This window comes from Crossiella cryophila (assembly GCF_014204915.1).
Classification (GTDB): Bacteria; Actinomycetota; Actinomycetes; order Mycobacteriales; family Pseudonocardiaceae; genus Crossiella; species Crossiella cryophila.
The window spans coordinates 881,756-906,066 of the sequence record NZ_JACHMH010000001.1 but is presented as its reverse complement, the minus strand read 5'-3'; the positions used below and the strand labels follow the sequence as shown (position 1 = coordinate 906,066).

At 70.9% G+C, this 24,311-nt stretch carries 25 protein-coding genes; 19 read left to right on the top strand and 6 right to left on the bottom strand.

The genetic code is table 11. The features are described from left to right. The first annotated feature begins 112 nt into the window (after positions 1–112). The 5 genes from dnaK to metG all read left to right on the top strand — a co-directional run bounded on the left by dnaK (position 113) and on the right by metG (position 5,997). Entirely contained in the window at positions 113–1,966 is a 1,854-nt protein-coding gene (gene dnaK / locus HNR67_RS04390; protein WP_185000837.1) for a molecular chaperone DnaK, read from the top strand. 26 nt (positions 1,967–1,992) lie between these two features. Beyond that, on the top strand, positions 1,993–2,628 hold the full coding sequence (gene grpE / locus HNR67_RS04385) for a nucleotide exchange factor GrpE (RefSeq protein ID WP_185000836.1): 636 nt from the start codon (positions 1,993–1,995) through the stop codon (positions 2,626–2,628). A gap of 32 nt (positions 2,629–2,660) precedes the next feature. Then, positions 2,661–3,848 (top strand): molecular chaperone DnaJ, encoded by a 1,188-nt coding sequence (gene dnaJ, locus HNR67_RS04380; RefSeq protein ID WP_185000835.1) that lies wholly within the window; start codon positions 2,661–2,663, stop codon positions 3,846–3,848. Beyond that, positions 3,845–4,297: a heat shock protein transcriptional repressor HspR gene (locus HNR67_RS04375; RefSeq protein ID WP_185000834.1), complete on the top strand. Its 453-nt coding sequence runs from the start codon at positions 3,845–3,847 to the stop codon at positions 4,295–4,297. The genes dnaJ and HNR67_RS04375 overlap by 4 nt, the downstream gene beginning before the upstream one ends. A gap of 182 nt (positions 4,298–4,479) precedes the next feature. After that, positions 4,480–5,997, top strand: coding sequence for a methionine--tRNA ligase (gene metG / locus HNR67_RS04370; protein WP_185000833.1), 1,518 nt, complete (start codon positions 4,480–4,482; stop codon positions 5,995–5,997). 60 nt (positions 5,998–6,057) lie between these two features. On the opposite strand, the gene HNR67_RS04365 is transcribed toward metG, so the two are convergent. Then, positions 6,058–7,161, bottom strand: a complete 1,104-nt coding sequence (locus tag HNR67_RS04365) for an FAD-binding oxidoreductase (protein ID WP_185010125.1) — start codon at positions 7,159–7,161, stop codon at positions 6,058–6,060. 575 nt (positions 7,162–7,736) lie between these two features. On the opposite strand from HNR67_RS04365, the gene HNR67_RS04360 reads away from it, so the two are divergent. The 4 genes from HNR67_RS04360 (at position 7,737) to HNR67_RS04345 (ending at position 11,153) form a co-directional block, all read left to right on the top strand. After that, entirely contained in the window at positions 7,737–8,432 is a 696-nt protein-coding gene (locus HNR67_RS04360) for a pyridoxamine 5'-phosphate oxidase family protein (protein WP_221489769.1), read from the top strand. A gap of 56 nt (positions 8,433–8,488) precedes the next feature. Then, a complete protein-coding gene (locus HNR67_RS04355; protein ID WP_312986408.1) occupies positions 8,489–8,935 on the top strand; it encodes a MarR family winged helix-turn-helix transcriptional regulator in 447 nt (148 codons plus the stop codon). A 110-nt stretch (positions 8,936–9,045) separates the two neighbouring features. Beyond that, the gene (locus tag HNR67_RS04350) at positions 9,046–9,516 is read left to right on the top strand and encodes a MarR family winged helix-turn-helix transcriptional regulator (protein WP_185000832.1); all 471 of its coding nucleotides are present in this window, start codon (positions 9,046–9,048) and stop codon (positions 9,514–9,516) included. Positions 9,517–9,554: 38 nt separating this feature from the next. After that, on the top strand, positions 9,555–11,153 hold the full coding sequence (locus HNR67_RS04345) for an MDR family MFS transporter (RefSeq protein ID WP_185010119.1): 1,599 nt from the start codon (positions 9,555–9,557) through the stop codon (positions 11,151–11,153). A gap of 60 nt (positions 11,154–11,213) precedes the next feature. Here HNR67_RS04345 and HNR67_RS04340 read toward each other — a convergent pair whose 3' ends face one another. Further along, entirely contained in the window at positions 11,214–11,810 is a 597-nt protein-coding gene (locus tag HNR67_RS04340; RefSeq protein ID WP_185000831.1) for a histidine phosphatase family protein, read from the bottom strand. A gap of 115 nt (positions 11,811–11,925) precedes the next feature. Here HNR67_RS04340 and clpB point away from each other — a divergent pair, with 115 nt between their 5' ends. Beyond that, entirely contained in the window at positions 11,926–14,508 is a 2,583-nt protein-coding gene (gene clpB, locus HNR67_RS04335; RefSeq protein ID WP_185000830.1) for an ATP-dependent chaperone ClpB, read from the top strand. 133 nt (positions 14,509–14,641) lie between these two features. Further along, positions 14,642–15,343 carry a type III secretion system chaperone family protein gene (locus HNR67_RS04330; protein ID WP_185000829.1) on the top strand — a complete coding sequence of 234 codons (702 nt, stop codon included), beginning with the start codon at positions 14,642–14,644 and terminating at the stop codon, positions 15,341–15,343. 1 nt (position 15,344) lies between these two features. Here the strand turns inward: HNR67_RS04330 and HNR67_RS04325 are convergent, their stop codons facing one another. From HNR67_RS04325 to HNR67_RS04310, 4 genes are all read right to left on the bottom strand, one after another. After that, positions 15,345–15,884 carry a hypothetical protein gene (locus HNR67_RS04325; RefSeq protein ID WP_185000828.1) on the bottom strand — a complete coding sequence of 180 codons (540 nt, stop codon included), beginning with the start codon at positions 15,882–15,884 and terminating at the stop codon, positions 15,345–15,347. Further along, positions 15,881–16,321 (bottom strand): hypothetical protein, encoded by a 441-nt coding sequence (locus HNR67_RS04320; protein WP_185000827.1) that lies wholly within the window; start codon positions 16,319–16,321, stop codon positions 15,881–15,883. The genes HNR67_RS04325 and HNR67_RS04320 overlap by 4 nt, the downstream gene beginning before the upstream one ends. Before the next feature lie 125 nt (positions 16,322–16,446). Next, positions 16,447–16,968 carry a hypothetical protein gene (locus tag HNR67_RS04315; RefSeq protein WP_185000826.1) on the bottom strand — a complete coding sequence of 174 codons (522 nt, stop codon included), beginning with the start codon at positions 16,966–16,968 and terminating at the stop codon, positions 16,447–16,449. A 117-nt stretch (positions 16,969–17,085) separates the two neighbouring features. Then, positions 17,086–17,619 (bottom strand): hypothetical protein, encoded by a 534-nt coding sequence (locus HNR67_RS04310; protein WP_185000825.1) that lies wholly within the window; start codon positions 17,617–17,619, stop codon positions 17,086–17,088. A 105-nt stretch (positions 17,620–17,724) separates the two neighbouring features. Between HNR67_RS04310 and HNR67_RS04305 the strand changes: the two genes are divergently transcribed. The 8 genes from HNR67_RS04305 (at position 17,725) to HNR67_RS04270 (ending at position 24,299) form a co-directional block, all read left to right on the top strand. Beyond that, positions 17,725–18,504: an SDR family NAD(P)-dependent oxidoreductase gene (locus tag HNR67_RS04305; RefSeq protein ID WP_185000824.1), complete on the top strand. Its 780-nt coding sequence runs from the start codon at positions 17,725–17,727 to the stop codon at positions 18,502–18,504. A 6-nt stretch (positions 18,505–18,510) separates the two neighbouring features. Continuing rightward, entirely contained in the window at positions 18,511–19,176 is a 666-nt protein-coding gene (locus HNR67_RS04300; RefSeq protein ID WP_185000823.1) for a hypothetical protein, read from the top strand. Then, a complete protein-coding gene (pyrE, locus tag HNR67_RS04295; protein WP_312986404.1) occupies positions 19,173–19,736 on the top strand; it encodes an orotate phosphoribosyltransferase in 564 nt (187 codons plus the stop codon). The genes HNR67_RS04300 and pyrE overlap by 4 nt, the downstream gene beginning before the upstream one ends. A 5-nt stretch (positions 19,737–19,741) precedes the next feature. Further along, positions 19,742–20,392 carry a TrmH family RNA methyltransferase gene (locus HNR67_RS04290; protein ID WP_185000822.1) on the top strand — a complete coding sequence of 217 codons (651 nt, stop codon included), beginning with the start codon at positions 19,742–19,744 and terminating at the stop codon, positions 20,390–20,392. Positions 20,393–20,455: 63 nt separating this feature from the next. Further along, positions 20,456–21,610, top strand: a complete 1,155-nt coding sequence (locus HNR67_RS04285) for a glycoside hydrolase family 76 protein (protein WP_185000821.1) — start codon at positions 20,456–20,458, stop codon at positions 21,608–21,610. Between the two features lie 11 nt (positions 21,611–21,621). Then, complete coding sequence (purD, locus tag HNR67_RS04280) at positions 21,622–22,869, top strand: phosphoribosylamine--glycine ligase (RefSeq protein WP_185000820.1); 1,248 nt, start codon at positions 21,622–21,624, stop codon at positions 22,867–22,869. 18 nt (positions 22,870–22,887) lie between these two features. Continuing rightward, positions 22,888–23,190, top strand: a complete 303-nt coding sequence (locus HNR67_RS04275; protein WP_185000819.1) for a hypothetical protein — start codon at positions 22,888–22,890, stop codon at positions 23,188–23,190. Next, positions 23,187–24,299 carry a WXG100 family type VII secretion target gene (locus tag HNR67_RS04270; protein WP_185000818.1) on the top strand — a complete coding sequence of 371 codons (1,113 nt, stop codon included), beginning with the start codon at positions 23,187–23,189 and terminating at the stop codon, positions 24,297–24,299. Before HNR67_RS04275 ends, HNR67_RS04270 begins: the two co-directional genes overlap by 4 nt. Positions 24,300–24,311: the final 12 nt, after the last annotated feature.

Below are 24,311 nucleotides of genomic sequence, written 5' to 3'. Positions count from 1 at the left end.
CTCGCATTTGACGAGGAGCGACGCTTACGCTCAGACTTGAGTCAGGATCACTCAAGGGTTGCCTCGAGTGATCCGCCTACGGACAGCGTGACCAGCAGTGGAGGGAAGATTCATGGCGCGAGCGGTCGGTATCGACCTGGGGACGACCAACTCCGTCGTCACCGTCCTCGAGGGCGGTGAGCCGACGGTTATCGCCAACTCGGAGGGCTCGAGGACGACGCCGTCCATCGTCGCCTTCGCCAAGAACGGCGAGGTCCTGGTGGGTCAGCCCGCCAAGAACCAGGCAGTGACGAACGTGGACCGGACCATCAGGTCGGTCAAGCGGCACGTCGGCACCAACTGGAAGACCGAGATCGACGGCAAGGCCTACACCTCGCAGGAGATCAGCGCCCGGGTGCTGATGAAGCTCAAGCGGGACGCCGAGGCCTACCTGGGCGAGGAGATCACCGACGCGGTGATCACCGTGCCCGCGTACTTCGAGGACGCGCAGCGGCAGGCCACCAAGGAGGCCGGGCAGATCGCCGGCCTGAACGTGCTCCGCATCGTCAACGAGCCCACCTCGGCCGCGCTGGCCTACGGGCTGGACAAGGGCGAGAAGGAACAGACCATCCTGGTCTTCGACCTCGGCGGCGGCACCTTCGACGTGTCCCTGCTGGAGCTGGGCGACGGTGTGGTCGAGGTCCGCGCCACCTCCGGTGACAACCACCTCGGCGGTGACGACTGGGACCAGCGCATCGTCGACTGGCTGGTGGAGAAGTTCAAGTCCAGCAACGGCATCGACCTGACCAAGGACAAGATGGCGTTGCAGCGGATCCGGGAGGCCGCGGAGAAGGCGAAGATCGAACTCTCCAGCACCTCCACCGCGAACATCAACCTGCCCTACATCACGGTGGACTCGGACAAGAACCCGCTGTTCCTGGACGAGTCGCTGACCCGCGCGGAGTTCCAGCGGATCACCTCCGACCTGCTGGACCGCTGCCGCGCGCCGTTCAACAACGTGATCAAGGACGCCGGCATCCCGGTCGGTTCCATCGACCACGTGGTGCTGGTCGGCGGTTCCACCCGGATGCCCGCGGTGGCCGAGCTGGTCAAGGAGCTGACCGGCGGTCGCGAGCCGAACAAGGGCGTGAACCCGGACGAGGTCGTCGCGGTCGGCGCGGCCCTGCAGGCCGGTGTGCTCAAGGGCGAGGTCAAGGACGTCCTGCTGCTCGATGTCACCCCGCTCTCCCTTGGTATCGAGACCAAGGGTGGCGTGATGACCAAGCTCATCGAGCGCAACACCACGATCCCGACCAAGCGCTCGGAGATCTTCACCACCGCGGACGACAACCAGCCGTCGGTGCAGATCCAGGTGTTCCAGGGTGAGCGCGAGATCGCCGCGTACAACAAGAAGCTCGGCATGTTCGAGCTGACCGGCCTGCCGCCCGCCCCGCGTGGCGTGCCGCAGATCGAGGTCACCTTCGACATCGACGCCAACGGCATCGTGCACGTCGGGGCCAAGGACCTTGCCACCGGCAAGGAACAGGGCATGCAGATCACCGGCGGATCCGCCCTCGGCAAGGACGAGATCGACCGGATGATGAAGGACGCCGAGGCGCACGCGGAGGAGGACAAGCAGCGCCGCGAGGAGGCCGAGGTCCGCAACCAGGCGGAGACCCTGGTCTACCAGACCGAGAAGTTCGTCAAGGACAACGACGAGAAGCTCCCGGCCGAGGTCAAGGAGAAGGTCAACGGCGCGCTCGCCGAGGCCAAGGAAGCGCTGAAGGGCACCGACATCCCGGCGATCAAGGCCGCGATGGAGAAGCTCTCCACCGAGTCCCAGGCCATGGGCGCGGCGATGTACCAGGGCAACGAGCAGGCCGCCCCCGGCGCGCCGGGCGCGGAAACCCCTGGCCAGGCCAAGGCCGATGACGTGGTCGACGCGGAGATCGTCGAGGACGACAACAAGGGTGGCACCAAGAAGTGACCGAACAGCAGCCAGAATCCGAGCGCGTGGTGGTCCGAGACCGCCGTCGCGTCGACCCGGAGACCGGCGAGGTTCGCTCCGCGGCGGCCAGCGAGGAGCTGGCCGCCGCGGAGGCGGTCGCTGAAGCCGCCGTCCCGGCGGCGCCGGTCGAGGTCGATGCCCTGGTGGAGCTGCAGAAGCAGCTCGAGGAACGCACCGCCGACCTGCAGCGCCTGCAGGCCGAGTACGCCAACTACCGCAAGCGGGTCGACCGCGACCGCGAGCTGGTGGTGGCCAACGCCAAGGCAGGCGTGGTCTCCGAACTGCTGCCGGTGCTCGATGACTTCGAGCGGGCCGAGCAGCACGGCGATCTGACCGGCGCCTTCAAGGCGGTGGCGGACAAGGTCGTCGCCACGCTGCAGAAGGCCGGCCTGGAGGCATTCGGCCAGCACGGCGAGGAGTTCGACCCCTCGGTGCACCAGGCCGTGCAGCACGACACCTCGCCCGAGGTGGCCGGGCCCACGGTCACCACGGTGCTGCGCCGCGGTTTCCGCTTCGGCGAGCGGGTGCTGCGCCCGGCCATGGTCGGGGTCACCGACCACGAGCCAGGCGCGGCCACGCCGGAGGCCACCGGGCGGCATGCCGCGCCGGAGGCCGGCGCCGGTGAACACACCCAGCAGTAGATGACAACCAGCGGGAAGGGAGGGGCGTCCGGATGAGCGCGAGGGACTGGATCGAGAAGGACTTCTACGCCGAGCTGGGTGTCCCTCCCGACGCGCCGGGTGAGGACATCAAGAAGGCGTACCGCAAGCTCGCCCGTGAGCTGCACCCGGACGCGAATCCGGGTGACGCCAAGGCGGAGGCCCGGTTCAAGTCCGTCTCCGAGGCCTACGGCGTGCTGTCGGACACCGACAAGCGCAAGCAGTACGACGAGGCCCGCAGGCTGTTCGGCTCCGGCGGGTTCCGGCCGGGCGGTGGCGGTTTCGGCGGCGGCTCCGGCTCCGGCGGGTTCGACTTCGGCGACCTCTTCGGCGGGGCGAGCAGCAGTGCCCAGGCCGGTGGTTCCGGCGGGATCGGCGACATCCTCGGCGGGCTGTTCGGCCGTCGTGGCGGCCAGGCCGCCGGGGCCAGCAGGGCCCAGCGCGGCAAGGACGTGGAGACCGAGGTCCGGATCGACTTCACCGAGGCCGTCCGGGGAGCCACCGTGTCGCTGCGCCTGTCCAGCCCGGCCACCTGTGGCACCTGCGGCGGCAACGGCGCCCGGCCGGGCACCGCGCCGCGCACCTGCACGACCTGTGCGGGCGCCGGGGTGGTCAGCCGCAGCCAGGGCGCCTTCGCCTTCAGCGAGCCCTGCCGGGACTGCCGTGGCTCCGGCCGGATCGTGGACGACCCGTGCGGGGAGTGCGGCGGCGACGGGGTCAGCACCCGCACCCGCTCGCTGACCGTGCGGATCCCGGCAGGCGTTGACGACGGCCAGCGCATCCGGCTGGCAGGCCAGGGCGAACCCGGCCGCAACGGCGCGCCGGCGGGCGATCTGTTCGTCCGGGTGCACGTGGCCCCGCACGAGTTGTTCGGCCGCAACGGCGACGACATCACCGTCACCATCCCGTGCACCTTCCCGGAACTGGTGCTTGGCACCACGTTGACCGTGCCCACGCTGGAGGGCAAGGTGTCGGTAAGGGTGCCGGCAGGCACCACGAGCGGCCGCACGCTCCGGGTGCGCGGCAAGGGCGTTGCCCGCAAGGACGGCACCTTCGGCGACCTGCTGGTCACCCTGCAGGTGGCGGTTCCGTCCACTGTGGACGAACAAGCCCGCGCCGCACTCGAGGCGTACGCGGCGGCGACCGCGGATTTCGACCCACGACCGGCGCTGACCGCACTGTTGGGACGGGATGAGCCATGAGCCAGTTCGGTGAGCAGGGCGGCGGGATCCCGTTCCCGCCAGGAGCATCCGAGGACAGCCCGGTGTTCGTGATCTCGGTCGCGGCCCAGCTGTCCGGACTGCACGCGCAAACCCTGCGCACCTACGACCGGCTAGGTCTGGTGTCCCCCGGCCGCACCGCGGGCGGGGGGCGCCGGTACTCCGCGCGGGACATCGCCTTACTCAAAGAGGTCCAGCGGCTCTCCCAGGAGGAGGGCGTCAACCTGGCCGGGGTCAAGCGGATCATCGAACTCGCCACCGAGGCCGAACGCCTCCGCGCCGAACTCGAGGACCTGCACCGCCAGCTGGCCGCCGCACACGCCGCAGCCGACCACGCGGCCGCCGCCGTGCACGCCTCCTACCGCCGTGACCTGGTCCCGCTCCGCCCGCAGCAGACCGCCCTGGTCGTGTGGAAGCCCCCGCAGCGGTAAATCCAGCGGGCCCCGGGTGTACCCTGCTCCCATGCTGAGGACGTGCGACAGCATGACCATGCGCGGCCGGATGATGATGTTCTCCGGCCTCCTCCGCATGTCCTGACCACTGCTGAGGAGGCCCCCCAACCGGCGGCCCCTCACCGGGCCGACACCATCCGTCCGGGGCCAGGAAGGTAGCGATGAGCCGCTACAACGTCATGACATCCATCCCGTATGTCAACGGCAAGCCGCACGTCGGCCACGCCCTGGAGCTGATCCAGGCCGATGTGCTGGCCCGGCACCGCAGGCAGCGCGGCGACGAGGTGCGCGCGCAGACCGGCACCGACGACAACGCGCTGAAGAACGTGCAGGCCGCCGAGGTCGAGGGCATCACCCCGGCCGACTACGTCGAGCGGGTGGCGCAGAACTTCCTCAAGCTCGGCGAGGCGCTCGAGCTGTCCTTCGACGACTTCATCAAGACCAGCTCCGACCCCAGGCACAAGCCGGGCGTGGACAAGCTGTGGGAGCTGTGCGCCAAGCAGGGCGACTTCTACCGCAAGAGCTACACCGGTCTGTACTGCGTTGGCTGCGAGCTGTTCTACGCCGAGGCCGAGCTGAACGAGGGCAAGTGCCCCGAGCACGGCACGGTGCCGGAGGAGATCGAGGAGAACAACTGGTTCTTCCGGCTCTCCCGGTACCAGGACCAGCTCATCGAGCTGATCTCCACCGACAAGCTGCGGGTCGAGCCGCCGCACCGCAAGCGCGAGGTGCTGGCCTTCATCGAGTCCGGCCTGGAGGACTTCAGCTGCTCGCGCAGCATGGCCAGGGCGCGCGGCTGGGGCATCCCGGTGCCGGGCGACCCCGAGCAGGTCGTCTACGTGTGGTTCGACGCGCTGGCCAACTACATCACCGCACCCGGCTTCGGCACCGACGAGGCGGGCTACCGGCACTGGTGGTCCGCGGACGTCGAGCAGGTGCACGTGATCGGCAAGGGCATCATCCGCTTCCACGCGGTGTACTGGCCGGCCATGCTGCTCTCCGGCGGGCTGCCGCTGCCCTCGACGATCTTCGTGCACGAGTACCTGACCGCGGGTGGCCAGAAGATCAGCAAGTCGCTGGGCAACGCCGAGGACCCGGCCGACATCGTGGCCGCCTACGGCAGTGACGCGATGCGCTGGTGGATGCTGCGTGACGTGGCCAGGGCCGGGGACACCGACTACACCGCCGAGCGGCTGGTCACCAGGGCGAATGAGGACCTGGCCAACAACATGGGCAACCTGGTCAACCGCGCGGTGTCCATGGTGCGCAAGTACCGCGACGGCGTGATCCCGCCGGTGGCGCAGGACAACCCGGCCGCGGCCGCGCTGCGGGCCGCCCGCGCCGAGGCCGGGCCGGCCATTGACGAGGCACTGGCCAACTTCGACTTCCGGCGCGCGGTCGAGTCGATCAGCCGGATCGGCGATGAGGCCAACCGCTTCGTCGAGGCCACCACGCCGTGGGCGCTGGCCAAGGCGGAGAAGAAGGACGACGCCCCGCCAGCCGCACTGGACGCGGTGCTGGCCGAGCTGGTGGCCACCGTCGGCGAACTGGCGGAGCACCTGGTGCCGTTCCTGCCCGCGGCCGCCGCGCGGATCGCGCAGCAGGTCGGCGACGGCGGCGACACCGTGGCCGAGCCCAAGCCGGTCTTCCCGCGCCTGGAACTGGCTGCCGCCGAGTAGCTCAACGCCGGATGATCCTGGCGCCGGTGCCGCCCCAGCAGTGGGCGGCACCGTCCGGCATCAGTCCAGCGTGAACGGGTCGTACCGGATCCGGTCCAGCGGCGTGCCGGCCACCAGCATCCGGGACACGGTGGCCCTGATCATCGCCGGGGAGCCGCACACCAGCACGTCCCGGTCGTTCCAGGCGCCGTAGCGGGTGACCACATCGGCCAGGGTGCCGTGTTCCACGCCGCGGGCGCCGGGGTCGGATTCCAGCACCGGCACCACGGTCAGCCACGGGTTGCCCATGGCCAGCCGCTGCACGGTGTCCAGGTCGTACAGGTCGCCGCGGGCCCGGCCGCCGTAGAACAGGTGCACCTTCGGGTTCTCCCCGTAGGCGGCCATCTCGTCCAGCATCGCCCGCATCGGCGCGATGCCGGTGCCGCCGGCGACCATCAGGATGTCCCGCTTGCTGGTGCGGTCGATGCCCATCCGGCCCATCGGCGGGCCGACCCGCCAGGTGTCGCCGATCTGGGTGTGGCCCACCACGGACCGGCTCACCCAGCCGTTGGTCACCGCGCGGACGTGGAACTCCATCACGCCGTCAGGGCTGGGCGCGTTGGCCGGGGAGAAGTAGCGCCAGAGCCGGGGGCGCTGCGGGGTCTCCACACTCAGGTACTGCCCGGCGCGGTAGGGCACCGGGTGGTCGGGCTTGAGCCGGACCACGGCCAGGTCCCAGCTCAGCCGCTGGTGCTCGATCACGCTGGCGGTCCAGAACGCCGGGTTGTCGTCGGAGGCCGCCGACTCGAGCATGGTCTGGGCCATGATCGTGTAGGCCTCGGCCCAGGCGCGCTCCACCGGGGGCGTCCAGGCGTCGCCGGCGAACCGCTTGATCGCGGCGAGCAGCGCGGTGCCCACCGCCTCGTAGTGCACCGAGACCACACCGAACTTGCGGTGGTCGCGGCCGAGCTGCTTGAGGAAGGGCACCAGATCGTCTGGGCGGTCCACCATCTGCACGACGTGGACGAGGGCGCGCAGCAAACGGCTGCGCTGCACCTCCATATTGGCCGGGAAAAGCTCACGAGTGGTCGGTGCGAGGCTGAAGAGCATCCCGTAGAAGAACTGGGCGACTTCCTCGGCACGCGGCTCGATCACCGCGAAGCTCTCGCGGATCAGGCGCACCATCGCGGTGACCCCTGGCGGCGGTTCCCGGTGCGGGGGCTGGGTCGGGTTGAGCACGGCGTTCGCGGTCATAGTCCGGGCGCAGTCTTCTCCACGTTGTTCGGCACGCCCATCCGACGCACCGATGGTGACCAGCATCCCCCGACAGAGTTGGACATTAACCCCTCCCTCGGGTCATCGGAGCCTTGATGCCACGTTCGAGTGCAATTTGCTTACTGCGTGTGTACATGTGCTCCGCACAACGGGCGACCGTTGGCAGTGCGATGTGCGTGACCACACCATCTCGTGACACGGTGGGCACCGTGATGCCCGACACTCCGGTCCCGACCGGCACTGCCGATCCTGACTTGTTGCTACTGGAGCTGTCCGATTCACCGGCCCGTGTCACCGAGGTGGCGGCGGTCGTACCCGGTGATCACACACGGCAGCAGGCCGTCACGTCCAGTGTGCCAGTCGAGGAATCTGCGGATTCCGCTCGCAGCGCGACGAGCGGTAACGACACTTCAGCCGCGCGTACCCGCCAACTGGATGCCCCCACCCGGGTCATCGCCCGGCCCGCCCAGCAACTGGGCCTCGGCATGGACGCCACCAGGCGGATCGAACTGCCCCCGCGGAGCCTGTCCGGCCCGGCCGATCCACTGCCGCCCGCCCCCGCCGGCCTGCCCGGATCCCGCGGCGAGCACCTGTTGCAGCGGGCCTTCGGCACCGAGTCCAGGGCGGCCCGGTTCTACTCGGATCAGGTGCTGGATCACCTCAATCCGGTGATGACCGAGTTCGTCGGGCGGATGGAGATGCTGTTTGTCGCCACTGCCGATGGTCACGGAGAGTGTGATTCTTCCCTCCGGGCTGGGCCGCGTGGGTTTATCCAGGTGCTGGACGACAAGCACGTCGCTTACCCGGAGTACCGGGGCAACGGGGTGCTGGCCAGTCTCGGCAACATCAGTGAGAACCCGCACGTCGGCCTGATGATGATCGACTTCGTGGATGACGTGATCGGTCTGCACGTCAACGGCCGGGCCCGGATCGTCGATGACGCCGACCTGCGTGCCGAGCATCCGCGGCTGCCCGCGGACTTCGAGCGCGGCCGCACCCCGGAACGCTGGGTGGTGGTCGAGGTCGAGGAGGCCTACGTGCACTGCCGCAAGCACATCCCGCGGATGGTGCCGGTGCTGCGGGACCGGGACTGGGGCACCGACGACGTCAAGCGCAAGGGCGGCGACTACTTCGAGGCCAAGGCGATGCCGAAGCCGTGGCGGGACTCAACCGGGTCTTGACCTGCACTGGGTACGGTATGTCTGGTTCTGGGGCAGACCGTATTTAGGGGAGCAAAGTGGATAGCGACGACCCGGTGCGCCAGAAGGCCGCCGAGGCGGTGGAGCGTGAGCTGGCTCTGCTGATGCGCCGGGCCAGGAGCATGTCGATGTCCCTGGCCGCCCGGATCCACCCCGAGCTGGACTCCGCGGCCTACGCGTTGCTGCTGCTGATCGACGACCGGGAGTCGGTGCGCGCCACTGACCTGGTCGAACAGCTCGGCCTGGACAAGTCCACGCTGAGCAGGCAGATCGCCCAGCTGCACCGGCTGGAGCTGGTGGAGCGGGTGGCCGACCCCTACGACGGCCGGGCCAGGCTGGTGCAACTGACCGCTTCCGGCCGTCAGCGGCTGTCCGAGGTGCGGACCGAACGGCGCGGGAAACTGCGCGAGCACTTCCGCACCTGGAGCACCGGCGACCTCGAATCGCTGTCGGGTCTGCTCGGCAGGCTCAACCAGGATCTCTGACCCACTCCACGAAGGTGTGATCGAGACCTCAGCGGCTACCGACCGTAAAAAGGTTGCTATCTGCAACTAACGAGATATAGTTGCGTCAGGCAACCATGGGGGTGGTCAACGTGGACCCACGACCCGATTCCGTCTTCGAACTGCTCCGGCAGGTGAAGAACCTGGTCCAGATCCGGCACGCGGTCGCGCACCGGGTCTGGCGGGACGAGCGCGAGCTGCACCTCGCCGCGGTCGGCCTGCTCGCCGAGCTGGTGGTCAACGGACCGCGCCGCTCCGGCGAGATCGCCCAGGACCGCGCGGTCGATCCCTCCGTGGTGAGCAGGCAGGTGGCCCAGCTGCAACGCGCCGGTCTGGTGGAACGCCGGATCTCGCCGGCGGACGGGCGGGCCATGTTGCTCAGCGCGACCCCGGCCGGGATCACGCTGATCGAGCAGTGGAAACAGGAGCAGATCGAGTGGATGCGGAGCGCGCTGTCGGACTGGACGGACGAGGATCTCGCCCAAGCGAGCCGACTGATCGAACGGCTGACCTGCGACCTGCGTGGCGGACTGAGTCCGAAGCGGGTGGCGGCCACCGGGTGAGCCCGCCCGAACCCAGGGACCCCGAGGCGCTGGCGCCGATGTCGCACCGGGAGATCCTGCGGGCGCTGACCGGCCTGCTGCTCTCCCTGCTGGTGGCCATCCTCAGCTCCACCATCGTGGCCAACGCGCTGCCCACCATCCTCAAGGACCTGCACGGCAGCCAGGGGCAGTACACCTGGGTGGTCACCGCGACCCTGCTGGCCGCCACCGCGACCACCCCGATCTGGGGCAAACTCGCCGACCTGTTCAGCAAGAAGCTGCTCTACCAGGTGGCCATCGGACTCTTCGCCCTCGGCTCGATCCTGGCCGGGATCGCCAGCTCCATGCCCGAGCTGATCGCCTACCGCGCGGTGCAGGGCCTGGGCGTGGGCGGCCTGCAGGCGCTGGCCCAGGTGGTCATCGCGGCCATGGTCAGCCCGCGCGAACGCGGCCGCTACGCCGGCTACACCGGGGCGGTGATCGCGGTGGCCACGGTCAGCGGACCGCTGGTCGGCGGCTTCATCGTGGACACCCCGTGGCTGGGCTGGCGGTACTGCTTCTTCCTGGTCGTGCCGCTGGCGCTGGCCGCGATGGCGGTCATCCACAAGACGCTGCACCTGCCCGTGCTGCGCCGCAAGGTCCGGATCGACTGGCTGGGCGCCACCCTGATCATCGGCGGGGTCAGCCTGCTGATGCTGTGGGTCTCCTTCGCCGGCAAGGACTTCGGCTGGATCTCCCCGGCCAGCGGGCTCTACCTGCTGGGCGCGGTGCTCGCGCTCGGACTCGCGGTGCTGGTGGAGACCAAGGCCGCCGAGCCGGTGGTGCCGCCGCGGCTGTTCCGGGACCGCACCGTGTTGCTGTCCGTGCTGGCCAGCCTCGGCATCGGCACCGCGATGTTCGGCGCATCGGTGTTCATCGGCCAGTACTTCCAGCAGGCCCGCGGCTTCAGCCCGACCGTGGCCGGACTGCTCGGCATGCCGCTGGCCCTGGGCTACGTGCTCACCTCGACCTGGTCCGGCCGCCGGATCACCAAGACCGGCCGGTGGAAGATCTACCTGGTCACCGGCGCGGTCGCGCTCTTCGCCGGCCTGGCCCTGCTGGCCACCATCACGCACACCAGCCCGGTCTGGCTGCTCGCCTGCTACCTGTTGATCGTCGGCATCGGGATGGGCCTGACCATGCAGAACCTGGTGCTCGCGGTGCAGAACGCGGTGCCGGCCACCGACCTCGGCGCGGCCAGCTCCTCGGTGATGTTCTTCCGCTCGCTCGGCGGCGCGGCCGGGGTCTCGGTGCTGGGCGCGGTGCTGGCCGGGCGGGTCGGCACGCTGGTCGGGCACGGTGAGCCGGTGCGGGACGCCCAGGGCGATGCCAGCGGCCTGGTCTTCCTGATCGCCGCCGGACTCGCGCTGGTCGCCCTGGTCGCGATCGCGCTGATCAAGGAAGTCCCGCTGCGCAACAACACGCCAGGCTCCACAGGTGAACACACAGCCCCGGTGAAACCTGTGGACAACCCTGGGAAACCTGTGGACAACCGCTCAACGCCGGTGGACAGGCTGTTGACGCCCGCGCGGCCCATCAGTGCAGCTGGGGGCAGGTTTGCCCAGGTTGTGGAGGGCTGTCGGCGGACGGTGGACAAGGCTGTGGACAACCCTGTGTAAAACCGCTCTGAGCTGGGGATGAGCCACCTGTGGACAAATAACCCGCCGTTTTCCCGCTGTTCACACCCGCAGCTCGGCCGGGAACTCGGTGCCGCGGAGTTCCGGCGGCAGATGGCCGACGTCGTTGTAGACCACCACGACGCTCGGCCGCTCCGGCCGGTAGAGGATCACGGTGAGCCCGCAGTTGTAGTCGGCCAGGTTCAGCCAGGCGTGGCTGGGCGCGCCCAGGGCCGCGGCCACGAAGTGCCGGATCAGGTTCCCGTGCGTGACGACCAGCTCCCGCCGGTCCGCCGCCGAGGTCCCGGCGTAGCGGGCCAGCGCCGCCGCTGCCTGCCCCGGCCCCTCATCCGCCAGCACCTGGGGCGACAACCCGGTGAAGAACCCGGCCTGGGCCGGGGTCAGGTACTGGTGGCCAGGGATGCTCGGCACGCACTCCCGTAGCAGGTCGGACGGGTAGCGCGGGACGTCATGGAGAACCTCCGCGAGCACCTTGACCGTCTGCACCGCCCTGGTCGCGGTGCTGTGGTGCACCGCGGCGAAGGACACCTCCGCCAGCCGGGCCGCGGTGAGCCTGGCCTGCCTGCGGCCAAGCTCGGTGAGCGAGTCGTCCTCGGCCGCCTCGCCGTGCCGGAGGAGGTACAGCAGTCGGTTCGCCATATCTTGTGGGACGTGTGGCCCGGATCTCGGTTGCCGAATGTGGAGTTGAGCGGAACACGCTCAACTTTTCTGACGTTATCCCTGTGACTGGACGAACGTGCCGATGAGGTGAGGGATGGACGCTTTCAACCCGACCACGAAGACCCAGCAGGCGATCACGTCGGCGGTGCAGGCCGCCGGGGTGGCCGGAAATCCCGATGTCGGGCCGGTGCACCTGCTGGGCGCGCTGCTGGCGCAGGCCGACGGCCTCGCGGCGCCGCTGCTGGCCGCGGTTGGCGCCGATGTGGCCAGGATCCGGCCCGAACTGGACCGGCTGGCCCAGCAGCTCCCGTCCGCCACCGGCGCGACGGTCTCCGCCCCGCAGTTCTCCAGGGAGAGCCTGCGGGTGCTCACCCACGCCCAGCAGCTGGCCACCGAGATGAACGACGAGTTCGTCTCCACCGAGCACCTGCTGGTCGGCCTGGCCGCCGAGGGCGGCAAGGTGGCCGACCTGCTGCGCCGCCACGGCGCGAGCGCCGAGGCGTTGCGCGAGGCATTCGACAAGGTGCGTGGTTCGGCCAGGGTGACCAGCGCCGACCCGGAGAGCACCTACCAGGCGCTGGAGAAGTACGGCGTCGACCTGACCGAGCGGGCCCGCAAGGGCGAGCTGGACCCGGTGGTCGGCCGGGACGCGGAGATCCGCCGGGTGGTGCAGGTGCTGTCCCGGCGCACCAAGAACAACCCGGTGCTCATCGGCGAACCCGGCGTTGGCAAGACCGCGATCGTGGAGGGCCTCGCCCAGCGGATCGTGGCCGGCGACGTGCCGGAGTCCTTGCGCGGCAAGCGGGTGGTCTCCCTCGACCTGGGCGCGATGGTGGCCGGGGCCAAGTTCCGCGGTGAGTTCGAGGAGCGGCTCAAGGCCGTGCTGAAGGAGATCACCGAGTCCGCGGGCCGGGTGGTCACCTTCATCGACGAGCTGCACACCATCGTCGGCGCCGGCGCCACCGGCGAGGGCGCGATGGACGCGGGCAACATGATCAAGCCGATGCTGGCCCGCGGCGAGCTGCGGCTGGTCGGCGCGACCACGCTGGATGAGTACCGCAAGCACATCGAGAAGGACCCCGCGCTGGAGCGGCGGTTCCAGCAGGTGCTGGTCGGCGAGCCCAGCGTGGCGGACGCGATCGGCATCCTGCGCGGGCTCAAGGAGCGCTACGAGGTCCACCACGGCGTGCGGATCACCGACGGCGCGCTGGTGGCCGCGGCCACCCTGTCCGACCGCTACATCACCGCGCGCTTCCTGCCGGACAAGGCCATCGACCTGGTCGACGAGGCCGCCTCCCGGCTGCGGATGGAGATCGACTCCCGGCCGGTGGAGCTGGACGAGGTCGAGCGGGCGGTGCGGCGGCTGGAGATCGAGGAGATGGCGCTGTCCAAAGAGGACGACGCCGGGTCAAGGCACCGGCTGGCCACGCTGCGCGCCGAACTGGCCGACCGGCGCGAGCAGCTGGCCGAGCTGACCGTGCGCTGGAAGGGCGAGAAGGGCGCGATCGACCGCATCCGGGAGCTGAAGGAACAGCTGGAGCAGCTGCGCGGGGAGTCAGAGCGGGCCGAGCGGGACAGTGATCTGGGCCGGGCAGCCGAACTGCGTTACGGCCGGATCCCGGCGCTGGAGAAGGAACTGGAGGCGGCCACCGCGGTCACCGAGGACAAGCAGGCCATGCTCAAGGAGGAGGTCACCGCGGACGACGTCGCCGACGTGGTCTCCGCCTGGACCGGCATCCCGGCCGGTCGGCTGCTGGAGGGCGAGACCGCCAAGCTGCTGCGGATGGAAGAGGCCATCGGGGCCAGGGTGGTCGGTCAGGCCGAGGCGGTCCGGGTGGTCTCCGACGCGGTGCGCCGGGCCAGGGCCGGGGTCGCCGACCCGGACCGGCCGACCGGGTCGTTCCTGTTCCTCGGCCCCACCGGCGTCGGCAAGACCGAGCTGGCCAAGGCATTGGCCGAGTTCCTCTTCGACGACGAGCGGGCCATGATCCGCATCGACATGAGCGAGTACGGCGACAAGCACACCGTGGCCCGCCTGGTCGGCGCGCCGCCCGGCTACGTCGGCTACGACCAGGGCGGTCAGCTCACCGAGGCGGTCCGGCGGCGGCCGTACAGCGTGGTGCTGCTCGATGAGGTGGAGAAGGCGCACCCGGACGTCTTCGACGTGCTGCTCCAGGTGCTCGACGACGGCAGGCTCACCGACGGCCAGGGCCGCACGGTGGACTTCCGCAACACCATCCTGGTGCTCACCTCCAACCTCGGCTCGCAGGTGATCGCGGACGCCACCATGTCCGAGCTGGCCCGCAAGGACGCGGTGCTCGCGGTGGTGCAGCGGCACTTCAAGCCGGAGTTCCTCAACCGGCTGGACGACGTGGTGGTCTTCCACGCGCTGGCCACCGAGGAACTGACCTCCATTGTGGACATCCAGGTGCGCAGGCTGGCCCGGCGACTCGCCGAACGGCGACTGGTTCTGGAAGTCACCGAATCGGCGAAGGGCTGGCTGGCGCTGCAGGGCTTCGACCCGGTCTACGGGGCGCGGCCATTGCGGCGGCTGGTGTCCTCGGCGATCGGCGATCAACTCGCCCGCAAGCTGCTGGCCGGGGAGATCACCGACGGGGACAAGGTCATGGTCGATGTCCGGGACGACAATTCCGGCCTGGATGTTGCCAAGGCATAAGGCAGGAATCGGCGTGGCCCACTCCGCCAGACGGGTGGGCTACGCCGTTCCGGGTCCGACTTCAGGGCCAATTGGTGCCTACTGGACCGAATGTGATCTCGGCTATGACGGCTCGCACCGCTAGGCTGCGACTGTGGGCATACCTGCGTGGATCTGGTTCTCGGTGGCCGTACTGGCGGCCATCGCCGGCGCGGTCTTGCTGGGCACGGACCGGGCGCAACGCACAGCGCGCAATCGGGAGCGCCGGCGCTGGGCCGCCCTGCGCGGCTGGCGGTTCACCGATGAGGACCAGGTGCTGCTCACCCAGTGGAAGCACGGCGGGCTCGCCTACTCCAAGCAGGGTGTCGCGGTCGACGTGGTGACCGGCTCGATGTTCACCGCCGACGGCCGCCGCCTGGTGCAGGTGCTCGACCACCAGCAGTCGAACAAGGTGACCATGGTGATCGCCGCGGTCCGGATGCGCCGCACCGTGCCGACCATCCTGGAGCTGTGGGAGCCCAGCGTCCCGTTCGCCCGCGAACGCGAGGCCGAGCTGGACCTGTACGGCCCGGTGGGCAACCGCTACGGCTTCACCACCGACATGGCCATCGTGCACCCGCTGATCACGCCGGACTTCGTCGACACCATCGACGAGATCGGCGACGACATCATGGTGGTCTGGCTGGAAGGCTCCTGGGTGCTGGCCGCCGCCCCGCCGAACGCCGACCCGGCCCGGCTGGAGCGGCTGCTCAGCGATCTGGGCGAGGTGGCCGACTTCGTCGACCCGTTCGACGTGGACGCCGCCGACGACACCGCGGCGCCCTCAGCCGACGGCACCCAGCACACCCCGCACTGACTCAGACCTCGCCCTCGTAGGTGAAGGTGTTCCCGCTGCCGAAGGGGAGCCCCTTCAGTTGGAGCACGCCTGGCCGGTCAGGCAGCACCAGCCCCTGGTCCACCCGCACCGTGCTGCCTGCGGGCATCGGCTTGCCCTCGATGAGTAGCTTGAGCAACTCTGAGCCGGGCAGGTTGCGGGTCGTGACCACTTCGGCCGAGTCGTGCGCGGCGAATGAGCCGATGAAGGTCGGATCAAGGAAGCGCTGCGGCGCGGGGCTGGTGTTGATCACGGTCACGGTGAACACCAGTGCACGCATTCCGGGACGCGGGGCGTCCTCGGCCAGCTCGGCGGGCGGGATCGGCCGGGGCTCGGAGATCGTCAGCCGGTAGCCCGCTGGCACGATCACCTCGGTGCCGAAGGCGGTGCCGGGCGGGTTGCCGAAGCGGACCACCGTGCTGGTGGGCGGTGCGGGCGCCGGTGGTTCGGGCGGCGCCGGGGTGCAGGCGGCCAGGGCGAGCACGGCCAGGGCGAGCGGCAGTGCGCCGCGCCGGGCGCTCATACCTCTCCCTCGAAGTAGACCTGGGTGCGCCCGGCCAGGTCGCGCAGGTCCAGCCGGAGCAGACCCGGTTTCGCGCCAAGGCCGAAGGCGATCCGGAGCTTGGCCAGCTTGCCGGGCGGCAGGTCCGGCACGCCGATCGTGGTGTCGTGCGCGACCAGCGCGCTCAGCTTGACGACCTCCTGGTTGCCGTTCTCGGTGAAGGAGCCGAAGCCGCTGAGGTGGAGTTCGGTGAGGGTTTTGTTGGAGTTGTTGGTGACGGTCACGGCGAGCAGCACGCCGCGGGCGTGCTTGCGGTCATCCTCGTCGAGGACCTGGTCCAGCTTGTACGGCTCCGGCTTGGCGAACTCGATCTTCACCTTGCCCGGGGTCTCCACCGCCTCGCCGAACTTGCCGGTCAGCGGTGCCGCCGAGGTGGGCACCGGCCGCCCGCTCGTCATCCCGGGGACGGGGACCGGCACCGGGATGAACGTGCAGCCCGCCGAACCGAGTAAGAGCGTGCCGGTTACAACGATGGAAATTGCGCGCAAGTTGATCTCCCCCAGAGATGCGCTCGAGTTGCCGGTCAGACCTCGCCGGCGAAGGTGACGTCCTGGTACTTCGTGCCCTGCTCGGGCGAGGCCGCGACCAGCAGGGTGCCCGCCTGGTCGCTGACGGAGAAGCCGATCTGCCAGTGCACGCTGCGACCCGCGGGCAGTTCCGGCGCGTCCGGGCTGATGCCGATCTTGCCGACCTTGTCCACCAGCGGCTCGGCGTCCACGATCCGGCCGGTGCCGCGTTCGGAGAAGGTGCCGTCCAGCTTGGTCATCGGCAGCCGCAGCGGCGCGCTGCCGCCGTTGCTGACGGTCATGGTGAGCTGCACGCCGCGGCGGCCGGGGCCGATCAGCGGCGAACTCAGCGTGGTGGGCCGGGAGAACTCCACGGACACGCCGTCGGCCCAGCTGTAGCGCTGCCCGAACTGCGCGGTGCGCGGCACGCTCGCGGTGTACTGCCCGCTCGCGCCGTGCTGCTCCGGCAGTGCCGGCAGGCAGCCGGTGGCGCCCAGCGTCAGCCCGCAGACAGCGGTGGCGAATGCCGCACGCTTCATGGTGTGTCCCCCTCGATCAACAATGATCGCCCCCCAACTGTCATTGTCCCGCTGATCAACTTCCTGGTCACCATATTCGGCCCCAATGGGCAGACCTCCCCGCCGGGGCTTGACGGCTCAGGCGGTGCCTTCGAAGACCGCCCTCGGCTGCGCCCCGACCAGGTCAGGGGAGATCTCCACCCGCAGTGGGCCGGGCTGTTCGGGCAGGCCGAAGGCGACCGTGCCCTGGAAGGTCTGGCCCGGCGCCAGGTCGGGGGTGTCCAGGCCGATGCCGACGTTGGCCGCCCGGTCGCGGATGCTGGGCGCCTTGGCCGCCTCCGGATCGGGCACCCCGGTGCGGCGAGCGGAGAAGACCATGATCGCCGGTTTGACCGGCCGGTCGGTGCGGTTGACCAGGGTGACCGCGAAGGACATCACCCGGCCGATATTCGGGTACAGCCCGCGGGCCTGCTCGGACAGGGTGTGCGGGGTGGCCGGGCCGAGGGTGATCTCCAGGCCGCTCGGCCAGGCGAACCGGCCGCCGAAGCTCGGCAGCGGCGGGGTGGTCGAGGTGGACTGGGTGGTCGGTGTCGGCGGCGCTGGCAGGGTCAGCCCGCACCCGCCCAGGAAGCCGATCGAGACGATCACCAGCGCCGTGATGGTCGTTCGCATGCACGTCCCCCCGAGTGCTTGATCACCTACACGGGTGACTTCGTCCCGTTATATCCACTTCGTTACCAGTTCTCTACGCCGAGCGCAGCCCGGTAGGTTGCAGTTATGCCGATCGCGCTTGTAACTGGGCCCACCGCAGGTATCGGCGCTGCCTTCGCCCGACGCCTGGCCGCCGAGGGGCACGACCTGGTGCTGGTCGCGCGCAATGCCACCCGGCTGGGTGAACTCGCCGATCAGCTCTCCGCGCGGCACGGGATCAAGGCCGAGGTGCTGGTCGCCGACCTGGCCGACCCGGCGCAGCGCGAAGCGGTGGAGACCCGGCTGCGGGACACCGCCGCGCCGATCGACCTGCTGGTCAACAACGCCGGACTGGGCACCGGCAAGGACTTCCTGGACAACACGCCCGAGGAACTGCTGCACCAGCACGAGGTCAACGTGACCAGCGTGCTGCGGCTGACCCACGCGGTGCTGCCCGGCATGCGCGAGCGCGGCAGCGGCGCGGTGATCAACGTGTCCAGCGTGGCCGGGTTCTTCCCCGGTCGCGGCTCCACCTACAGCGCGGGCAAGAGTTACGTGACCCTGCTGTCGGAGGGCCTGGCGATGAGCCTGGCGGGCACCGGGGTCAAGGTCATGTCGCTGTGTCCGGGCTTCGTGCGCACCGAGTTCCACCAGCGGGCGCAGATCGACATGTCCGGCACGCCGAACTTCTTCTGGCTCGACGCGGACCGCCTGGTGCACGACAGCCTGGCCGACCTGCGGGCCGGCAAGATCGTCTCGGTGCCGAGCATCCAGTACAAGGCGCTGGTCGCGATCACCAAGTTCCTGCCGCGCACCCTGCTCCGCCGGATGGCCTCCCGCGTCGGCGGGGGCCGCGGCCGCACCTGATCCGCGATGGCCTTCCTGGTGGTGCTGGTCCTGGTCCTGGTGGCCGCGGTGGTGATCGGGGTGCCGGTCCTGCTGGTGTGGGCGCATCGCCGGGAGCAGGCGCGGCAGGCCGAGCTGACCGTGGCCGCGGCCCAGCTCGGCTGGCAGCACGGCTGGAGTCCGCCCAAGGTGCTGCGGGACCGGTTCACCGTGCGCAACTCGCCGTTCGGGCCTGGACTGCCCAGCGGTGAGTCGATCACCGGCACGCACCGCGGGCTGCCGCTGGTGGCCTTCCGCGCCCAGGTCAGCCAGCAGGTGCACGACGCCCAGTCCACCATCGACTTCGTGGTGCTCGCCCTGCCGCTGCGGGCTCCGGCTCCCGAGCTGACCCTGGTCCAGCGGCGGGCCGGGCAGGGGCTGCTGCGGCTGTTCGGCACCCGGCGTCAGCCCACCGGCGATCCCGCCTTCGACGCGGCCTTCTTCGTCGAGTGCCAGGTCCCCGAGTTCGTGCCGCACCTGCTCAACCCGCGGCTGCGGCACTGGCTGCTGCACCACCCGCACGCCCGTGAGGTCAGCCTGCGCTGGGGGCCGGGTGATCTGGTGGTGTGGTGGCCGGGGCGCTTCGAGCTGCCCGCGGTGCGGTGGCTCGCCGAGTACGCCGGCGAGCTGATGTGCTTAGCTGACCCTTCGTGACCTCCCAGATCAACCCTCAGGCCAAGGCCGAGCTGGCCGCTCTCGTGCGTGAACTGGCCGTGGTGCACGGCAAGGTGACGCTGTCCTCCGGCAAGGAGGCCGACTACTACGTCGACCTGCGCCGGGCCACCCTGCACCACGCGGCCTCGCCGCTGATCGGCCGCCTGCTCGCCCAGCTCACCGCGGACTGGGACTACGCGGCCGTCGGCGGGCTCACCCTGGGCGCCGACCCGGTGGCCACCGCGATGATGCACGCCAGCGCCGCTGATCCCGAGCTGCGCACGGTGGACTCCTTCGTGGTGCGCAAGGCGCAGAAGGCGCACGGCATGCAGCGCTCGGTCGAGGGCCCGGACGTGGTCGGCAAGCGGGTGCTCGCGGTGGAGGACACCTCCACCACCGGCGGCAGCGTGCTGACCGCGGTGACCACCCTGCGCGAGGTCGGCGCCGAGGTCATCGGCGTGGCCACCGTGGTGGACCGGGGCACCGGCGCGCGGGAGGCGATCGAGGCCGAGGGGCTGCCCTACCGCTACCTGCTCGACCTGGCAGACCTGGGGCTCTGACCACGGTGTTCGTCGACGAACCGGGTCCCACCGAATGGGGCGCCGAGCAGGTCGGGGTGGGTCCGTGGGCGGGGCCGATCCCTGACGATCCGCACCTGGACCCCGACCTGCTCGCCGAGGGCGACCGCCGCAACGTGGTGGACGCCTACCGGTACTGGCGGCGGGAGGCGATCGTGGCCGACCTGGACACCCGGCGGCACGGCTTCCACGTGGCCATCGAGAACTTCCAGCACGACCACAACATCGGCACCGTGGTGCGCACCGCCAACGCCTTCGCCGCCCGCGCGGTGCACATCGTCGGGCGCAAACGATGGAACCGGCGCGGGGCCATGGTCACCGACCGGTACCAGCACGTGCGCCACCACGAGGACATCGCCGCACTGGCCGCGCACGCCCGCGAGCAGGGCCTGGTGGTGGTCGGGGTGGACAACACCCCCGGCGCGGCCCGGCTGGAGACGGTGACCCTGCCAAGGAACTGCGTGCTGCTGTTCGGCCAGGAGGGACCGGGGCTGACCCCGGCGGCGGCCGAGGCGGCCGAGCTGACCGTGTCGATCGCCCAGTTCGGCTCCACCCGCTCGATCAACGCGGGAGTGGCCGCGGGCATCGTCATGCACGCCTGGGTGCGGGCGCACGCTGATCTGGACACGGCCTGGTGAGATTCCCGGTGCGTCGGGTCGCGGTTGCGCCGATCCGTCCCCGGCGGCCCGGACCATGGGCGGATGAGTGGCAGGCGGATCGGCCGGGGCGATGACCGGCCCGAGCTGTGGGCGGCGCGTGCGGCGGTGGCCGAACGCGCGGTCTGCGCCCGCCAGCTGCGCCGCTGCCTGCTGACCGGCCGCCTGCGCGAACTCGACGTCTGGCCTGCCGGCCGGCTGCGGCCGCCGCACCGCTCGCCGTGGCGGGCCACCCTGCTGGACTGCGCGGTGGACGCCTGGCTGCGCGCGCCGACCGCCGACCGGCAGGCCCGGCTGACCGGCCTGGTCCGCGGGCTGCGCGCGCGTCCCAAACAGCTGGGCAACGCTGAACTGGCCGCGCTCGCGCTGGCCCTGCACCGCGCGCACAGCAGGGCCGCCGCACCCGTCCGGCCCGCGCTGGCCAGGCTGGCCCTGCGCAGGCTGCGGGAGAGCTGGAGCGATCACGCCGGTGGCGGGCTGTGGTCGGACGAACCGGCCGGGCGCAAGGGCGCGATCGCCAACGGCGCGGCCGCGCTGCTGTTCGCCCAGCTGGCCACCGAGGGCGGGGAAAAGGCCGACCTGCACCGCGCCAGGTCCACAGTGGACTGGATGTTGCAGCACCTGCTCGACGACGGCCTGGTGGTCACCGGCCTGAGCGTGGCCCCGGACGGCGGGCCCGGCGCGCTGGACCGGGCGATCTCGTTGACCGGCAACGCCTATGTGCTCGGCGCCTGCGCCCGGCTGGCGGTCAGCACCGGCGAACGCGGCTGGCCGGAGGTCACCGCGGGGCTGGTCGGCGCGGTGGCGGAGAAGCTGGCCGACGCCGACGACGTGCTGCGTGGCCGGGAACCCGGTCCGGCGCTGGGCATCCTGTCCCGCAACCTGGCCTCGGCCGCACTGGCCCTGCGCGATGACCCGGCGGCGAACCTGGCCGCGCGGGTGGTCTTCGCCTCGGCCGAGGCGGCCTGGCGCAACCGGGCGGTGGCCAGGGGCGGCCCGCTGTTCGGTCCGGAGTGGACGGTGCCGGCCATCTCACCCACTGAACGCCCGGTCGCCGGGGAGGCCCCCGCGCCGGGGCCGCGGGCCGAGCGGGAGCTGTCCGTGCAGCTCGCGGGCTGGCTGGCGCTGGAGTCGGCGGCCCTGCTGGAGCGGGCGGGCTTCGACGACCGCGGCTCCGCCCGCCGCCCCCGCACCCTCTAAACTGCCGCTCCGTGCGCGTCCTGGTTATTGGCTCCGGTGCCCGAGAGCACGCCCTGCTGCTTGGTCTGTCCCGTGATCCCGGGGTGACCGCCCTGGCCTGCGCCCCCGGCAACGCGGGTACCGCCTCGGTCGCGGAGAACTACGGCGTGGAGGCGACCAGCCCGGCCGCGGTGACCGCGCTGGCCGCGGAGTGGAAGGCCGACCTGGTCGTGGTCGGCCCGGAGGCCCCGCTGGTGGCCGGGGTGGCCGACGCGGTGCGCGCCTCGGGCGTGCCCTGCTTCGGGCCGTCCAAGGAGGCCGCCCGGATCGAGGGTTCCAAGGCCTTCGCCAAGGAGGTCATGGCCGCAGCGGGTGTGCCGACCGCGCACAGCGAGATCGTGGACAACCCGGCCCGGCTGGACGCCGCGCTGGCCCGGTTCGGCCCGACCTGGGTGGTCAAGGACGACGGGCTGGCCGCCGGCAAGGGCGTGGTGGTCACCAGGGACCTGGACGCGGCCCGCGCGCACGCGATGCGGCTGCTCGACGGCGGCCACCCGGTGCTGCTGGAGTCCTTCCTGGACGGTCCCGAGGTGTCGCTGTTCTGCCTCACCGACGGCCGGACCGTGCGCGCGCTGCTGCCCGCGCAGGACTTCAAGCGGGTCGGCGACAACGACAGCGGCCCGAACACCGGCGGCATGGGCGCCTACGCCCCGCTGCCCTGGGCCGCCCCCGACCTGGTCGAGACCATCGTGACCACGGTGGCCCAGCCGGTGGTGGACGAGCTGGCCAAGCGCGGCACCCCGTTCCAGGGCGTGCTCTACGCGGGCCTCGCGGTCACCTCCGAGGGCCCGTCGGTGATCGAGTTCAACTGCCGGTTCGGCGACCCGGAGACCCAGGCCGTGCTGGCCCTGCTGCGCACCCCGCTGGCGGGTCTGCTGCTCGCGGTGGCCGAGGGCAGGCTGGATGAGCAGGCCGAGCTGGACTGGGCCGAGGGCGCCGCGGTCACCGTGGTGGTCGCGGCCGAGGGCTACCCGAGCCTGCCGCGCACCGGCGACGTGATCACCGGCGCGGACGCCGAGGGCGTGCTGCACGCGGGCACCCGGCGCCGGGACGACGGCGCGGTGGTCTCCGCGGGCGGCCGGGTGCTGTCGGTGGTCGGCACCGGGGACGACCTGGACGCCGCGCGCGCCGAGGCGTACCGGCGGGTGGCCGGGGTGCACCTCACCGGTTCACACCACCGAACGGACATTGCGCTGAAGGCAGCCCAGGCAGCCCGCTGACGTCCTACCCTCCCCAGTGTGGGGATGGTCAGGTTCAACCGGGAGGCGCTGGAGGGCTGCCGCACCACGGTGGCAGGCCAGGCCGGTCAGTTCGGCGCAGTCGGGGACGGCTTCCCCAAGGCGGCGAGCAACGCGGCCATGTTCGGCAAACTCGCCGACTCCGGCGCGTTCGCCCAGGCCATGGACGCCCTCGACAGGTCGATGAACGAGGACTTCAACGCGGCCGAGGTGCTGCTCGGCAAGATCGAGCGGGCCTTGGACGCGGTGCAGCGCACGGTGGAGGACACCGAGCGCGCCAACGCCGACGGGGTGCGCCGGTGAGCGCCAGGGACGCGGTCGCAGGCCTGCCCGGCGGCCAGGCCCTCGCGGACATCTGCGACAAGGTCAACGGCGATCCGGAGGCCATCCGCGCGGTCGCCACCCGGTGGACCGAGGCCGCCGGCAAGGCTGGCGAGTGCGCTGGCGCGGTGCGCAAGTCGGTGAGCGGGCTGGACGCCGCCTGGCAGGGCAGCTCCGCGGACGGCTTCGTCGGCTACATGGGCAAGTTCGACACCGCCGCCACCGCCGCGCGGACCACCCTCACCCAGGCCGCGGGCGATCTCCGGGCCGCCGCGGACGCGCTGGCCGGGGCCGAGCAGTCGGTGAACACCATCTGCGAGAACCTGCTCAGCCGGGTGCGCGCGTTCCGGCAGCAGAACCGGAACCAGCCGGAGGAGGACGTGCGCCCGGCGATCGAGGGCTTCGTCAAGGAGGCCGTCGCCGACGCCCAGCCCAAGGTCACCGAGGCCGAATCAGCCCTGCGCGGCGCACTGGGCGCGCTGCGCGGCCGGTCGGCCGAACCCAAGTTCGCCAAGCTCGACGCCCCCGACGGCCAGCCCTTCGCGCCCGCGCCGGGCAAGAAGGTCGAATGGCAGCCCAGCCCCGAGCCGAAGAAGGAGGAACGCCCGGCCGAACGCCCGCGAGAGAGCGGCGGCGGATCCGGCTCCAGCGGCGGTGGTGGCGGCGGCACCGGCGGAGGCGGCGGCCTGGGGCCCAGCGGCGGCCCACCGCCCGGCGGCGGACCCGCGCCCCAGGGCCAGGTGGCCGAGTGGATCAACCAGGCCGTCGAGATCCTCAAGGCCCAGGGCTACCCGGTGGACAAGATGAACCCCAACGACATCTGGATGATCATCCAGAAGGAGTCCGGCGGCAACCCGCAGGCGATCAACAACTGGGACTCCAACGCGGCCAAGGGCACCCCGTCCAAGGGGCTGATGCAGACCATCGACCCGACCTTCAACCGCTGGTCCCTGCCAGGCCACAAGGACATCTGGAACCCGGTGGACAACATCATCGCCGGGATCCGGTACTCGGTGGAGCGCTACGGCTCGGTGTCCAACGTGCCGGGTGTGGTGGGAGTCAAGACCGGATCGGGTTACCGCGGCTACTAGGTGCTGTTTAGG